Consider the following 12,722-nt stretch of genomic DNA (forward strand, 5'->3'; position numbering starts at 1 on the left):
CGGAACCGTAGCCTCCGCGCAGCCATTCTAGAAACCAAGCCCGGAATCCCGATCAGGCCGGGCACGATGCGGGTGGCGGGAGACTCTATGCGCTGGGACGATTTTCGCGCCTCTGAGAACGTCGAGGACCGGCGCGGCGAAGGCGGCGGTGGCGGCGGCTTTCCCGGCGGCGGCATGGGCGGGCTCGGGATCGGCACCATCGTCATCGTGCTGCTGATCTCCTGGGTCACCGGCATCAACCCGGCGATCCTGCTCGGCGGCGCCCAGCAGATGGCCGGCGGCGGGCAGCAGCGCGAGCAGCGGGTCGATCCCGAGACGCAGGCGCGCCGCCGCGAGGCGCCGACCGACCGCGCCGGCCAGTTCGCCACGAAGATCCTCGGCAACACCGAGGACGTCTGGAACGAGATCCTGCCGAACCAGACCGGGCGGCAATACACGCCGACGACGATGGTGCTCTACCAGGGCGGCACCCGCTCGGGCTGCGGCATGGCGCAGGCGGCGATGGGCCCGTTCTACTGCCCGCTCGACAAGAAGGTCTATATCGACCTCGGCTTCTTCAAGGAGATGCAGACCAAGTTCGGCGTGAAGGGCGACTTCGCCTACGCCTACGTCATCGCCCACGAGGTCGGCCACCACGTGCAGGACGTGCTCGGCATCCTCGGCAAGGTACAGAGCCGCCAGCAGAACGCGGGCAGCAAGACCGAGGCGAACCAGCTCTCCGTGCGCGTCGAGCTGATGGCCGATTGCCTCGCCGGCGTCTGGGCCAAGAACTCCAACGACCGCTGGAATTCCCTCGACCAGAGCGACATCCAAGAGGCGCTCAATGCCGCCAGCGCCATCGGCGACGACAAGCTTCAGGAGAAGTCGCAGGGCTACGCGGTGCCGGATTCCTTTACCCACGGCTCGTCCGAGCAACGGATGCGCTGGTTCATGACGGGCTACAAGAGCGGGCAGACCAAGTCCTGCGACACCTTCCGCGCCAGCCGCGGCTGATCCTTTCGCCAACCTCGGAGGAGGCTGACATGGCCGAGACCGCGCGCGAGCGGATGCTCGCCGGGCAGCTCTATCGCGGCGACGATCCGGAACTGGTCGGGCTGCGCAACGCCGCCAAGCGGCTGCTGTTGCGGCTCAACGCCATGGAGCCGGAGGATGCCGCGGGCCGCGAGGCGGTGGTGCGGGCGCTTCTCGGATCGGCCGGACGCAATCCGACGATCTGCCCCGGCTTCGCCTGCGACTACGGCGGCAACATCTCGGTCGGCGACGACTTCTTCTGCAACTTCAACTGCGTCTTCCTCGACTGCGCCCCGATCACGATCGGACATCGGGCGCAGATCGCCCCCGCGGTGCAGATCTACACCGCCGAGCACCCTCTCGACCGCGCCTCGCGCGCCGCCTTCTGGGAATCGGCCCGGCCGGTCACCATCGGCGACGACGTCTGGATCGGTGGCGGCGCGATCCTGCTGCCCGGCATCACCGTCGGCGACGGGGCGGTGATCGGCGCGGGCGCCGTGGTGACGCGCGACGTCCCGCCGGGCGCGGTCGTGGCGGGCAACCCGGCGAAGGTGGTGAAGTGGACCCAGGAGTAAGCGGCCCGGCCGCGGGCAAGTCGCAGCCGGTCAGCGCCCGACGGCGACGGAGAGCTGAACGCCGGAGGCCTTCTGCACCGTCCGCAGGACGCCGAACAGATTGGTCGCAGTCGGATTGCCGGTTGGCCCAAGCATGCGCATCAGGCTCTTTGACGATGTGCCGGTCTCCTGCGCTAACCGCTCGAAGCCGATCGTCGCGTTGATGTAATCGCGCAGAACGGCCTTGCCGGTCTCGATGTCGCCCGCCAGGAGTTGGTCCACCGCCTCAGTGAGCAGAGCGTCGCGAAAGGCCGAATCGCGCTCGGCTCGTGCCTTGACAGTCTCCTTGAAGCTGCGCGTCAGGGCCATCATCCCGTCTCCCTTTTCCGGCGCCTGTAATCCGCCCAATGGGCCCGTGCCTCGGCGATGTCGTCCTGTTGCCGACGCTTGGTGCCGCCGCAGAGGAGGATGATCAGCACGTCGCCATCGCGGCCGAAATACAGGCGATAGCCTGGGCCCCAGGCGATCCGGTATTCCTGCACCCCTTCGCCGACAGGTTTCGCATTCGACAGATTGCCCGCCTCCATGCGGGCCAGCGCGACTGTCACCTTGGCCGCCGCCTGAGGGCCGAGGCGGTCGAACCAGGAAGCGAACGGACTGCGGCCACCGCTATCCAGAAACTCCCGGATCTCCATCCAGAATAGTACCCTGAAAGTTACCATTCAAGACAGGGATGGGTGACGAACGGCAAAGTGCCGGCAGGCCGCTACTCCACCCGCACCCAGCCCTGCGGCATCAGGCGCTCCTGCGGCTTGAACTTGGCCTTGTAGTCCATCTTGCGGGAGCCATCGACCCAGTAGCCGAGATAGAGATACGGCAGGCCGAGCGCGCGGGCGCGCTGGATGTGGTCGAGGATCATGTAGGTGCCGAGCGAGCGGCTGGCCGCCTCGGGATCGTAGAACGAGTAGACCATCGACAGGCCGTCGGCGAGCACGTCGGTGAGACAGACCGCAACCGGTGCGCCGACGCCGCGTCCGTGGATCGCGCTGTCGGGGCCGCGCTCGCGGTAGACCACGAGATGCGTGTCGACGTGGCTGTCCTCGATCATCATCGCGTAGTCGAGCACGGTCATGTCGACCATGCCGCCGTCGCCGTGGCGGGCATCGAGATAGCGGCGGAACAGGGCGTATTGCTCGGAGGCCGGACGGTTCGGCTCCGGCGTGCCGATCAGGCCGGCATTGCGCTGGAGGATGCGCCGCTGGCTTCCGGTGATGGCGAAATCCTCGACCACGACCCGCACCGAGACGCAGGCCCGGCAGGTTTCGCAGGCCGGGCGGTAGGCGATGGTCTGCGAGCGGCGGAAGCCGCCCTGGGTCAGGATCTCGTTGAGGTCGCGGGCGCGGCGCCCGACGAGGTGGGTGAACACCTTCCGCTCCTCCTGGCCCGGCAGATAGGGGCACGGGGAGGGGGCCGTGAGGTAGAATTGCGGGGTGTCGCGCGGATGACTCGTCACGCTCGGAAGGCTCGCCCTCGGGGCCGGCGGCATCGGACGCCGACGCCGCTGTCAATGTAGCGGGATCGCGGCGGCGCTCAACCGGATTGATGGACCGGGACGGCGGCTTTCCGCCGCCATCCCTTCACCCGAAAGGGGGAGCCCCCCATCGAGATGATCAGGGCGGATCGCCGGTTGTCCCCGCGACGGCGGGGCGGCGGTCGTGCGTCGGATGCAGGGTCTCAATCGCGCACGATGGCGAGGCCGAGCAGCAGGTCGTGACCGAGGCGGCGGTCGGAGCGGGCGAGGCCGAACACGATGTCGAGGCACCAGAGCAGGAAGGTGGAGATCGCCACGTAGAACAGCAGCGCGTGGATCGCGGCGGTGAGGAAATCCACCGGCCGGCCGCTCTCGGGCGCCACCACCCGCAGGCCGAGCATGCGCATGCCCAGCGTGCTCTGCTTGGGGCCGCCGACGGTGATCGCGCTGTAGAGGATGCCGCTGATGCCGAGGATCGGGAACAGCATCCAGGCAAAGCCGAAGGTGAGCACGCCGAGGATCGCGATCGCCGTGGCGAGCACCGCCGTGAAGACGAAGATGAAGGCGAGATCGAGCAGGTAGGCGACGGTGCGGCCGCCGAGGCTCGCCCGCACATACGGCACGGGGTATCCGCCGGGGCCCGACATCCGCGCCGGGTCGGTGTAGCCGGGGTGATAGCCGGGCTGAAAATCCGTCATGGCCGCCGCTTCCTCGACCGTTGCGTGCACCCCGATGAAGTGGGGAGACGAAGCGGCGCTGCCAAGGGCAATGTCGGGGGTGCGGCGTGGGAGGGACGACGCCCCGCCCTCCGCTCTCTCCCCGTCACCGGGCGCCGGGATCGGCCGCCTCGGCCTCGGGCGTGGTCAGATAGTAGCGCTTGAGCAGGTAGAGCGAGGCGCCGTTCACCGGCCCCTGCTCGGTCGTCACGGCGGTGAGGTCGTCGGCCGCCCCGAAATGGCAGACGAGGAAGCGGGTCCGGGTCGCCTCGGCCTTCGGATGGGGGCCGGGGCCGCCCAGAACACGATAATCGACGCGCACGCTGCCGCGGCTCGCGCCGGCCCCGACCCGCAGCAGGCCGATCTCGGCTCCGGGCGGGGCGAGCGCCGGCACCGCCCGGCGGCAGAGCGTGATCCGGCGCGCGTCGAGCGCCGTATCGCAGCCGGATCCGGCCGCGAGCCAGAGGAGGAGGGCGCCCGCCAGCGCGGCGCCCCGACGGCCCCGGAGCACGGTCGTCCCGCTCGCCGTTCCGGCCGAACCGGCCCTCAGGCGCCCGCGCGCAGGCGCTCGGCGACGCGGGGGGCGTAATAGGTCAGCACCCCGTCGGCGCCCGCGCGCTTGAAGGCGAGCAGGCTCTCGGTCATGGCGCGCTCGCCGTCGAGCCAGCCGTTGCGGGCGGCGGCCTCGATCATCGCGTACTCGCCCGACACTTGGTAGGCGAAGGTCGGCACGCCGAACTCGGTCTTCACCCGGGTGATGATGTCGAGATAGGGCAGGCCCGGCTTCACCATCACCGAGTCGGCGCCCTCGGCGAGGTCGAGGGCGACCTCGCGCAGCGCCTCGGCCGCGTTGCCGGGATCCATCTGGTAGGTGCGCTTGTCGCCGACCAGCGCCGCCTTGGTGCCGATGGCGTCGCGAAACGGGCCGTAGAAGGCGCTGGCGTATTTGGCGGCGTAGGCCATGATCTGGACATCGCGGAATCCCGCCCGGTCGAGGCCGGTGCGGATCGCACCGACGCGCCCGTCCATCATGTCGGAGGGTGCGATGATGTCGGTGCCGGCCTCGGCCTGGATCAGGCTCTGCTCGACCAGCACCGCCACGGTCTCGTCGTTGAGGATCGCGCCGTCCTCGATCAGGCCGTCATGGCCGTGGCTGGTATAGGGGTCGAGGGCCACGTCGGTCATCACGCCGATCTCGGGCACCGCCCGCTTCACCGCCCGCACCGCCCGGCAGACAAGGTTTTCACGGTTCAGAGCCTCGGAGCCGGTGGGATCGCGCAAGCCTGGCTCGGTGTAGGGGAAGAACGACACCGCCGGGATGCCGAGCCGGGCGGCGCGTTCGGCCTCGCGCACGATCTCGTCCACGCTCAGACGCTCGACGCCGGGCATGGAAGCGATCGGCTCGCGCCGCCGCTCGCCCTCGATCACGAAGAGCGGCCAGATCAGGTCGTCGACGGTGAGGCTGTGCTCGCGCACGAGGCGGCGCGACCAGTCCGCCTTGCGGTTGCGCCGCGGGCGCTGGGTCAGGCTCAGCGGCCCGGCGCCGGGGGCGGCTTCGCGCGCGGTCTCGATGGCGAGCGGGCGCGGGGTGGCGTCAGACATGGCCCTGAGGACTCCGGTTGCTCCGGCGCGCTCTCGCAAGGGGCGCCGAAAGGCGCGCCGACTCGGCGCGGAAGAACGCGTCACGACAAAGACGTCAGGCCAGGGTCGACGGCAAGTCGATCGGCGTGACCCGAGGCGGACGCATTCCGGGCTCGCATCCCCGGGGACCGCCCGAGACAACCGCCGGTGACCGGCGGTATCCCCGCGAAAATCCTCGATGGGACGGACGCCCGCGGAACGCGCGGCCGTGACGATGCGCCTAGCACATCCGGATTCGGACCCGAAAGGCGCCGTTGCCGCAGGGCAGGCTCCCGTTTCCCGGCAGGTTCATGGCGATGGCGCGGGGCACCCGGCCCCTCTCCTTCGGCGTCACTCCACCAGATCCTCGATCTGACACACGAGGCGCAGGCGCATCACCACCCTGTCGGGCGCGTCGCGCACCGTCACCACGACGACGCCCGCGCCACCGAGTTTCTCCGGATCGGCGGCGAAGTCGGCCCCGCGCGCCAGCGCCTCGATCCGGGCGGCGGCGCGGTCGGGCAGCACCCGGCCTTTCGTATCCGGGACGACGGTCTCGTCTTCGATATCGAAGTAGTAGCGAGGCAACGTCATCCCTTCCGCCTCGGGCAACACAGCAGCGTCTACGGTCTCGGCTCGGGTCACGCGACGGCCGACCCCGATTTCAACAAGTGCAACGGCCACTCATGCGGCTCAACAACAAATGCGGTCGCCAACATGCCTATCGGTCACTCGAATTCCGCGGAGACATCGACCTCAAGATGCATCCGGAGATCGTTGTATCCAGAAATGTATACGTTCGAGGTACCTCCCGGCACGGATGCGGCACAGTCCCGGCGGCCGGTGGCGGCGCGCTCGACGGGGCCGGCACGACGCCGCCGCGTTGACGCCCCCGCCGGGAGTTCGTCTAAGAAGCCGCGCGAGGCTTGCCCCATGGGACATGATGGGTCAGCCCGTCGCCCGGGCGGAGGCGGTCCGCGCGGGGAGCTTGCAGCGGAGTGCGGCGCGGGTGGTGGAGCGCGGAATGGCGGGTGAGCGCGTGGAGCCGCAGGCGGCATCTTCGCAGGCGGCACCGATCGAACCCGAGATCGTGTTCGAGACCCGCGGGGAGGCGGGGCTGATCACCCTGCGGCGGCCGAAGGCGCTCAACGCGCTGACCCTGCCGATGGTGGAGGCGATGCACCGGCAGCTCCGGGCCTGGGCCGGCGATGCGCGGGTCAGCCGGATCATCGTGCGCGGCGCCGGCGGGCGCGCCTTCTGCGCCGGCGGCGACATCCGCCAGATCCACGCCCTGGGCCGGGCCGGACGCCACGCCGACGTGATGGCCTTCTGGCGCGGGGAGTACTGGCTCGACGCCGCGGTGAAGACCTACCCGAAGCCCTACATCGCCCTGATCGAGGGCATCGTGATGGGCGGGGGCGTCGGCATCTCGCTGCACGGCGACGTGCGGGTCGCGGCGGAGAGCTACAGCTTCGCCATGCCCGAGACCGGCATCGGCTTCTTCCCCGATGTCGGCGCAACCTACGCCCTGCCGCGCCTGCCGGGCTGTACAGGGCGCTACCTCGCGCTGACGGGGGCCCGGATCGGGGCGGGCGACGCGCTCGCCGTCGGGCTCGCGACCCACGCGGCGCGGGCGGCCGATTTTGACACCCTCATCGACCGGCTCGCCGGGGGCGGGGCGATCGCCCGCGCCTTCGAGGGGCTCGACGCGCCCGGGACGGAGACCGGCCCGCTGGTGGCCGAGCGGGCGCTGATCGATGCCTGCTTTTCCGCCGACACCGTCGCGGAGGTGCTCGCCCGCCTCGACGCGGCGGCGGCGGAGGGCTCCGCCTTCGCCGAGGCGACCGCGGCGACGATGCGCACCCGCTCGCCGACCAGCCTGACCATCGCGCTGGCGCTGATGCGCCGGGGCGGCGATCTCGGCTTTGCCGAGGCCATGCTCGCCGAGTACCGGCTGGCCGAGCAGGCGATGCGCGGGCACGACTTCTACGAGGGCGTACGGGCCGTGATCATCGACAAGGACAACCGACCGGCCTGGCGGCCCGCTACCCTGGACGACGTCGACGGCGCGGCGATCGAGGCCGCCTTCGCCCCGCCCGACGGCACCGAGCCGCGCTTCGACGGCAGCGCGGTTCCGCGCGAACCCGCGCCGGATGCAGGAGCCCAGTCGTGAGGGCGCTGGCCAAGGTCGGCAGTACCCTCGACGGGCGCGGGCGGCCGAGCGCCGGGGCCGGCGACCGGATCGAGGGCAGCGCGCCGCGGGCGCAGACCCGCTGGGACGTGGTGCTGGTCTGGTTCATGCGCATCACCGCGCTGGTCTGGCTGGTCAAGGGGCTCGCGACCTGGGGCGAGATCCTCGACCTGATCCCCGGCCGCCCCCCATTCGCCGACCTGCCGATGGGCCGGCAATCGGCGATCATCTACTTCGCGGTGATCGACTTCGTGGCGGCGGTCGGGCTGTGGCTGACGAGCGCCTGGGGCGGGGTGGTCTGGCTGCTCGCCGCAACCTCGGCGCTGACGCTGGCGCTGCTGACGCCGCAGCTCCTGCCGATGTCGATGCCGGTGATCGCAGTGCAGGCAAGCATTGTCGCTGTTTACTTCGTGTTATCCTGGCTGGCGGCCCGCGATGTAGGCTGAACGAGTGGTCAACATCATCGTTTCATTTTGCATTTACCGACAGAAGTAAATCGCGAGTTCATCCTGTCGCTTAAATCGGCTTTCATCGGTGGGCCTTAGGTTCACCTCATAAGCGAGGCCGGCGGCCAAAAGCCGGCACGAACCGACAGGAAGGCACCACGATGAGCACGAAGGCCGCCAACACCGCCCTCAAGACCACCGACGCCGCTCCCGAGGCCCAGGGCGCCGCCGGCTCCTATCTCGAGGCGCTGCACCTCGTGGAGCGGCTGCACCGCCGCCTGCTCGACGTCATCAAGGACGAGTTCGACCGGCGCGGCCGGGAGGACGTCAACAGCGTCCAGGCGCTGCTGCTCTACAACATCGGCGACAAGGAGCTCACCGCCAGCGAGCTGCGCTCCAAGGGCTACTATCTCGGCTCGAACGTGTCCTACAACGTCAAGAAGCTCGTCGAGGCCGGCTTCCTGCACCATGCCCGCTCCAAGACCGACCGGCGCTCGGTGCGCATCAGCCTGACGCCGAAGGGCCGCGAGATCCACGACCTGATCCAGGGCCTCTACGACAAGCATGCCCGCACGATCCAGCCGATCGGCGGCATCTCCGAGGACGATTTCGGCCGCCTCAACCTCGCGCTGTCCCGCCTCGAGCGCTTCTGGACCGACCAGATCCGCTACCGGCTCTAAGAGCGGAAGCGCTCAGATTCGCTCAAGAGTGACACAAGTCCGGAACACCGGACTTGTGCGCGCTTCTGGACCGACCCCATCCGCTACCGGCTCTGAGCCGCGCATCGACGCACTGAAAAAAGCAGAAGGGCCGGAGGGTTCGCGAACCCGCCGGCCCTTCTGCTTTTCGCTGCGCCCCGCACACGAAAAGGGCGCCACCCTGGTCGGGTGACGCCCTTGGTCTCACCGGATCGAGTCCGGCGACAGCCTTCTTAGTTGAAGGTGTCGATCTCAGCGGACTCGTAGGAGGTGACTTCCATGCCGACGCAGATCTCGGCAACGACGGGAGCGGACCACTTCATGACGTTTCTCCTGATGACAAAGATTGGATACCGGAACCGGCAGGAAAGTGCATCCCGACCGGTGACGCCTTCTTAGTTGAAGGTGTCGATCTCGGCGGACTCGTAGGAGGTGACTTCCATGCCGACGCAGATCTCGGCAACGACGGGGGCAGACCACTTCATGGCGTGTCTCCTGATGACAGTTTGAAGACGAAGGACGGTCTCACAACCGACCCACCTCGAACGGAGGTGGTGGCCGTTTCGATTACCGGGCCCCTCGTGTTCGACGCCCTTGATATAGACAATCCGTTGGGCGCAATTCAAGCGGACCCTACACTTATATTTCTCATAGAGAGCTCTCAGAAACGGCCACGCTGGCGCCGGTGAGCGGCACCTTTCTGCCGGTCGCGCGGGAAAAATGCTGAGGCTTCAGTGATATGGTGCCGGCCGGCCTGATCCACAAGCGGACGCGCCGGGAGAGTTTTCCCCTCTGATTGCCTCTTTTTCCCGAACCGATTTATCGGGAATCCGCCGCGTTGCGCCCCCGTCGCCTGGTCCAACTGGGACAGGCGGCGCATCCATATCGTGGCCGAGCGCCGGCGCGCACCGTCCCGCCCACTCTTGTGATGCGGGGGGCGATGCGGCAAAGCGGGGCCCTCGCGCGCCTTAGAGCTTCAAGAGCCCCGAAATGCACGACATCCGCGCCATCCGCGAGAATCCGGAGGCCTTCGACCGCGACCTCGAACGCCGCGGCCTCTCGCCGCTCAGCGCCGAGCTGATCGCCCTCGACGATGCGCGCAAGGGCGCGGTCTCGGCGGCGCAGGCGGCGCAGGAGCGGCGCAACGCCCTGTCGAAGGAGATCGGCGCCGCCAAGAAGGCGAAGGACGAGGCCCGCGCCGCCGAGCTGATGGCCGAGGTCGCCCGCCTCAAGGAAGAGGCGCCGGGCCTGGACGCGGCGCAGGCGCAGGCGGCCAAGGTCCTCGACGAGCGCCTCGCTGCGATCCCGAACCGGCCGAAGGCCGACGTCCCCCTCGGCGCCGACGAGCACGGCAATGTCGAGTACCGCCGCTTCGATTCCTCCCGCGAGCGCTTGGCGCAAGGCCGCCAGCATTTCGAGCTGGGCGAGGCCACCGGCCTGATGGATTTCGAGGCCGCCGCGAAGCTCTCCGGCTCGCGCTTCGTCGTGCTCAAGGGCCAGCTCGCCCGGCTGGAGCGGGCGCTCGGCCAGTTCATGCTCGACCTGCACACGGGCGAGCACGGTTATTTGGAGGTCGCGCCGCCGATTCTCGTTCGGGATGAGGCGATGTTCGGCACAGCGCAACTACCGAAATTTGAAGATGATCAGTTTTTTGCCGGAAACACCCTCGAAATTGAGAGAGGCGTAGCCGACGCACTCAAATATCTCAACTCGCTTGACCCAGTGGACAGCAATGGCGGAAGCATATCCAAAGCTTTGGAAGAAAATGAACAACGCGGCGTGCGAGAAATAGTACTAAAATATAATCGCCGCTGGCTCGTTCCCACGGCCGAAGTGCCGCTCACCAACCTCGTGCGCGAAAACATCCTGGCCGAGGACGAGTTGCCCCTGCGCTTCACCGCGCTCACCCCCTGCTTCCGCGCCGAGGCCGGGGCGGCGGGGCGCGACACCCGCGGCATGCTGCGCCAGCACCAGTTCAACAAGGTCGAGCTCGTCTCGATCACCGCGCCGGAAAAATCCGCGGAAGAGCACGAGCGGATGCTCGCCTGCGCCGAGGCCGTGCTGCAAAAGCTCGACCTGACCTACCGCGTCATGACGCTCTGCACCGGCGACATGGGCTTTGCCTCCCAGAAGACCTACGACATCGAGGTCTGGGTGCCGGGCCAGCAGACCTATCGCGAGATCTCGTCCTGCTCGGTCTGCGGCGAGTTCCAGGCGCGGCGGATGAATGCGCGCTACCGGGCCAAGGAGGGCAGGGGGGTCGGCTTCGTCCACACCCTCAACGGCTCGGGCGTCGCGGTCGGCCGCGCCCTGATCGCCGTGATGGAAAACTACCAGAACCCCGACGGCAGCGTCACGATTCCGTCGGTGCTCCAGCCCTACATGGGCGGCCTGAACCGGATCGAGGGACCGAACACCTGATGCGCATCCTGGTCACCAACGACGACGGCATCCACGCGCCGGGCCTGGAGACGCTGGAGGGGATCGCCCGCGAACTCAGCGACGACGTCTGGGTGGTCGCCCCCGAATACGACCAGTCCGGCGTCTCGCACTCGCTCTCGCTGAACGATCCCCTGCGCCTGCGGCAGGTCTCCGAGAAACGGTTCGCCGTGAAGGGCACGCCTTCCGACTGCGTGATCATGGGGGTGTCGCACATCCTCAAGGACCATCGGCCGGATCTGGTGCTGTCGGGGGTCAACCGCGGCCAGAACGTCGCCGAGGACGTGACCTATTCCGGCACCATCGCCGGCGCCATGGAGGGTACGATCCTCGGCATCCGGGCGATCGCGCTGAGCCAAGCCTATGGCGCGGGCGGGCGGGCCAACCTGAAATGGTCCTGCGCCGCCGCGCACGGCGCCGCGGTGATCCGCAAGATCCTGGAGATCGGGATCGAGCCGGGCATCCTCGTCAACGTCAACTTCCCGGATTGCGAGCCGGAGGAGGTGCAGGGCGTGGCGGTGTCGGCGCAGGGCCAGCGCAACCAGGCGCTGCTGCAGATCGATGCCCGCCACGACGGGCGCGGCAACCCCTATTTCTGGCTCGCCTTCGCCAAGGCGCGGTTCGAGCCCGGCAACGGCACCGATCTCAAGGCCATCGCCGAGAACCGCATCGCGGTGACGCCGCTGCGGCTCGACCTCACCGACGAGCCGGAACTGACCCGCTTCGCCGCGGCGTTCCGGGCGTGAGCGGCGGCGGCCGATCCGGCGGCCGATTAGGGCGCCATGCCGTCTGAGACCGGCGATCCCGACGGGGTGGCGGACGGGCTCGCCGCGGCGACCGGCAACGCCGCCTTCGTTCTGGCCCTGCGCGAGCGGGGCGTGCGCGACACCGCCGTGCTGCGGGCGATGGAGCGGGTGCCGCGGGAGCGCTTCGCCCCGCCCGCCCTGCGCGCGCATGCAAGGCGCGACATCGCCCTGCCGCTCGCCTGCGGCCAGACCATGACCGCGCCGAGCATCGTCGCGGCCATGCTCGGCGCCCTCGACATCGCCCCCGGCGCGCGGGTGCTGGAGGTCGGCACGGGCACGGGCTACGTCACCGCCCTGCTGGTGCAGCTGGGCGCCGCCCATGTGCGCAGCCTGGAGCGCTACGACGGCCTTGCCCGCGCCGCGCGGAGCCATCTCGGGCGCGACTTCGATGCCGCCGCCGTCGAGACCACCGACGGGCTCGCCCCCGAGATCGTGCGGGGCGGCAGCTACGACCGCATCCTCGTCAACGGCAGCCTCGCCGCGCTGCCGCCGCACCTTCCCGCCGTCCTCAGATCCGGCGGCCGGCTGGTGGCGGGCCAATGGACCGGGCGGGGGAGCCGGCTGGTGACGCTGACCCGCGACGGCGCGGCAGCCTACGCCCGCACGGAAGGGGCGGCCCTGCGCCTCGGTCCGCTGACGCCCGGTCGCGCCCTCGCGCCGTAGCGGTGCGTGCGATCGAAGACGGGATCGGCCCCGTGGTTACGACGCCT

Annotated in this window: 17 protein-coding genes; 8 read left to right on the forward strand and 9 right to left on the reverse strand. The window is 69.2% G+C overall.

What is annotated here, in order from left to right; translation table 11 throughout:
• Positions 1-87: 87 nt before the first annotated feature.
• Positions 88-993, forward strand: a complete 906-nt coding sequence (gene ypfJ / locus HNR51_RS11870; protein WP_012456459.1) for a KPN_02809 family neutral zinc metallopeptidase — start codon at positions 88-90, stop codon at positions 991-993.
• Positions 994-1,022: 29 nt separating this feature from the next.
• Positions 1,023-1,586 carry a sugar O-acetyltransferase gene (locus tag HNR51_RS11875; RefSeq protein WP_182555082.1) on the forward strand — a complete coding sequence of 188 codons (564 nt, stop codon included), beginning with the start codon at positions 1,023-1,025 and terminating at the stop codon, positions 1,584-1,586.
• 30 nt (positions 1,587-1,616) lie between these two features.
• Here HNR51_RS11875 and HNR51_RS11880 read toward each other — a convergent pair whose 3' ends face one another.
• The 7 genes from HNR51_RS11880 to HNR51_RS11910 form a co-directional block, all read right to left on the reverse strand.
• Entirely contained in the window at positions 1,617-1,934 is a 318-nt protein-coding gene (locus tag HNR51_RS11880; RefSeq protein WP_152278480.1) for a helix-turn-helix domain-containing transcriptional regulator, read from the reverse strand.
• On the reverse strand, positions 1,934-2,260 hold the full coding sequence (locus HNR51_RS11885) for a type II toxin-antitoxin system RelE/ParE family toxin (RefSeq protein ID WP_012456456.1): 327 nt from the start codon (positions 2,258-2,260) through the stop codon (positions 1,934-1,936). The genes HNR51_RS11880 and HNR51_RS11885 overlap by 1 nt, the downstream gene beginning before the upstream one ends.
• 71 nt (positions 2,261-2,331) lie before the next feature.
• Positions 2,332-3,078 (reverse strand): arginyltransferase, encoded by a 747-nt coding sequence (locus tag HNR51_RS11890; protein WP_012456455.1) that lies wholly within the window; start codon positions 3,076-3,078, stop codon positions 2,332-2,334.
• Positions 3,079-3,299: 221 nt separating this feature from the next.
• Positions 3,300-3,794: an RDD family protein gene (locus tag HNR51_RS11895; RefSeq protein ID WP_182555083.1), complete on the reverse strand. Its 495-nt coding sequence runs from the start codon at positions 3,792-3,794 to the stop codon at positions 3,300-3,302.
• A 124-nt stretch (positions 3,795-3,918) separates the two neighbouring features.
• A complete protein-coding gene (locus HNR51_RS11900; RefSeq protein WP_182555084.1) occupies positions 3,919-4,323 on the reverse strand; it encodes a hypothetical protein in 405 nt (134 codons plus the stop codon).
• Between the two features lie 35 nt (positions 4,324-4,358).
• Positions 4,359-5,414: a porphobilinogen synthase gene (hemB, locus tag HNR51_RS11905; protein ID WP_141953683.1), complete on the reverse strand. Its 1,056-nt coding sequence runs from the start codon at positions 5,412-5,414 to the stop codon at positions 4,359-4,361.
• A 369-nt stretch (positions 5,415-5,783) separates the two neighbouring features.
• The gene (locus HNR51_RS11910) at positions 5,784-6,026 is read right to left on the reverse strand and encodes a DUF6894 family protein (RefSeq protein ID WP_182555085.1); all 243 of its coding nucleotides are present in this window, start codon (positions 6,024-6,026) and stop codon (positions 5,784-5,786) included.
• A gap of 430 nt (positions 6,027-6,456) precedes the next feature.
• On the opposite strand from HNR51_RS11910, the gene HNR51_RS11915 reads away from it, so the two are divergent.
• From HNR51_RS11915 to ldtR, 3 genes are all read left to right on the forward strand, one after another.
• Positions 6,457-7,605: an enoyl-CoA hydratase/isomerase family protein gene (locus tag HNR51_RS11915; protein WP_182555355.1), complete on the forward strand. Its 1,149-nt coding sequence runs from the start codon at positions 6,457-6,459 to the stop codon at positions 7,603-7,605.
• Entirely contained in the window at positions 7,602-8,069 is a 468-nt protein-coding gene (locus tag HNR51_RS11920; RefSeq protein WP_012456449.1) for a DUF6163 family protein, read from the forward strand. The genes HNR51_RS11915 and HNR51_RS11920 overlap by 4 nt, the downstream gene beginning before the upstream one ends.
• Before the next feature lie 161 nt (positions 8,070-8,230).
• Positions 8,231-8,749: a transcriptional regulator LdtR gene (ldtR, locus tag HNR51_RS11925; protein ID WP_012456448.1), complete on the forward strand. Its 519-nt coding sequence runs from the start codon at positions 8,231-8,233 to the stop codon at positions 8,747-8,749.
• Positions 8,750-9,000: 251 nt separating this feature from the next.
• On the opposite strand, the gene pqqA (HNR51_RS11930) is transcribed toward ldtR, so the two are convergent.
• Both pqqA (HNR51_RS11930) and pqqA (HNR51_RS11935) read right to left on the reverse strand, forming a co-directional pair.
• On the reverse strand, positions 9,001-9,090 hold the full coding sequence (pqqA, locus tag HNR51_RS11930; protein ID WP_015857429.1) for a pyrroloquinoline quinone precursor peptide PqqA: 90 nt from the start codon (positions 9,088-9,090) through the stop codon (positions 9,001-9,003).
• Between the two features lie 72 nt (positions 9,091-9,162).
• A complete protein-coding gene (gene pqqA / locus HNR51_RS11935; RefSeq protein WP_015857429.1) occupies positions 9,163-9,252 on the reverse strand; it encodes a pyrroloquinoline quinone precursor peptide PqqA in 90 nt (29 codons plus the stop codon).
• A 505-nt stretch (positions 9,253-9,757) separates the two neighbouring features.
• On the opposite strand from pqqA (HNR51_RS11935), the gene serS reads away from it, so the two are divergent.
• Genes serS through HNR51_RS11950 form a run of 3 tightly spaced genes read left to right on the forward strand, consistent with a single transcriptional unit; the run spans position 9,758 to position 12,675 of the window.
• Positions 9,758-11,188: a serine--tRNA ligase gene (gene serS, locus HNR51_RS11940; RefSeq protein WP_182555086.1), complete on the forward strand. Its 1,431-nt coding sequence runs from the start codon at positions 9,758-9,760 to the stop codon at positions 11,186-11,188.
• Complete coding sequence (gene surE / locus HNR51_RS11945; RefSeq protein WP_141953678.1) at positions 11,188-11,952, forward strand: 5'/3'-nucleotidase SurE; 765 nt, start codon at positions 11,188-11,190, stop codon at positions 11,950-11,952. Before serS ends, surE begins: the two co-directional genes overlap by 1 nt.
• A 36-nt stretch (positions 11,953-11,988) precedes the next feature.
• Positions 11,989-12,675 carry a protein-L-isoaspartate O-methyltransferase family protein gene (locus tag HNR51_RS11950; RefSeq protein ID WP_141953676.1) on the forward strand — a complete coding sequence of 229 codons (687 nt, stop codon included), beginning with the start codon at positions 11,989-11,991 and terminating at the stop codon, positions 12,673-12,675.
• Positions 12,676-12,722: the final 47 nt, after the last annotated feature.

It is taken from the genome of Methylorubrum thiocyanatum (assembly GCA_014138645.1).
Taxonomy (GTDB): domain Bacteria; phylum Pseudomonadota; class Alphaproteobacteria; order Rhizobiales; family Beijerinckiaceae; genus Methylobacterium; species Methylobacterium thiocyanatum.

Excerpts from the sequence above, each read along its gene's own strand:
- HNR51_RS11875 (WP_182555082.1), top strand. The coding sequence starts at position 1,023 with ATGGCCGAGACCGCGCGCGAGCGGATGCTCGCCGGGCAGCTCTATCGC.
- pqqA (WP_015857429.1), bottom strand. The coding sequence starts at position 9,252 with ATGAAGTGGTCTGCCCCCGTCGTTGCCGAGATCTGCGTCGGCATGGAA.
- surE (WP_141953678.1), top strand. The coding sequence starts at position 11,188 with ATGCGCATCCTGGTCACCAACGACGACGGCATCCACGCGCCGGGCCTG.
- pqqA (WP_015857429.1), bottom strand. The coding sequence starts at position 9,090 with ATGAAGTGGTCCGCTCCCGTCGTTGCCGAGATCTGCGTCGGCATGGAA.
- HNR51_RS11885 (WP_012456456.1), bottom strand. The coding sequence starts at position 2,260 with ATGGAGATCCGGGAGTTTCTGGATAGCGGTGGCCGCAGTCCGTTCGCT.
- HNR51_RS11950 (WP_141953676.1), top strand. The coding sequence starts at position 11,989 with ATGCCGTCTGAGACCGGCGATCCCGACGGGGTGGCGGACGGGCTCGCC.
- ldtR (WP_012456448.1), top strand. The coding sequence starts at position 8,231 with ATGAGCACGAAGGCCGCCAACACCGCCCTCAAGACCACCGACGCCGCT.
- HNR51_RS11895 (WP_182555083.1), bottom strand. The coding sequence starts at position 3,794 with ATGACGGATTTTCAGCCCGGCTATCACCCCGGCTACACCGACCCGGCG.
- serS (WP_182555086.1), top strand. The coding sequence starts at position 9,758 with ATGCACGACATCCGCGCCATCCGCGAGAATCCGGAGGCCTTCGACCGC.
- HNR51_RS11910 (WP_182555085.1), bottom strand. The coding sequence starts at position 6,026 with ATGACGTTGCCTCGCTACTACTTCGATATCGAAGACGAGACCGTCGTC.
- HNR51_RS11880 (WP_152278480.1), bottom strand. The coding sequence starts at position 1,934 with ATGGCCCTGACGCGCAGCTTCAAGGAGACTGTCAAGGCACGAGCCGAG.
- hemB (WP_141953683.1), bottom strand. The coding sequence starts at position 5,414 with ATGTCTGACGCCACCCCGCGCCCGCTCGCCATCGAGACCGCGCGCGAA.
- ypfJ (WP_012456459.1), top strand. The coding sequence starts at position 88 with ATGCGCTGGGACGATTTTCGCGCCTCTGAGAACGTCGAGGACCGGCGC.
- HNR51_RS11915 (WP_182555355.1), top strand. The coding sequence starts at position 6,457 with ATGGCGGGTGAGCGCGTGGAGCCGCAGGCGGCATCTTCGCAGGCGGCA.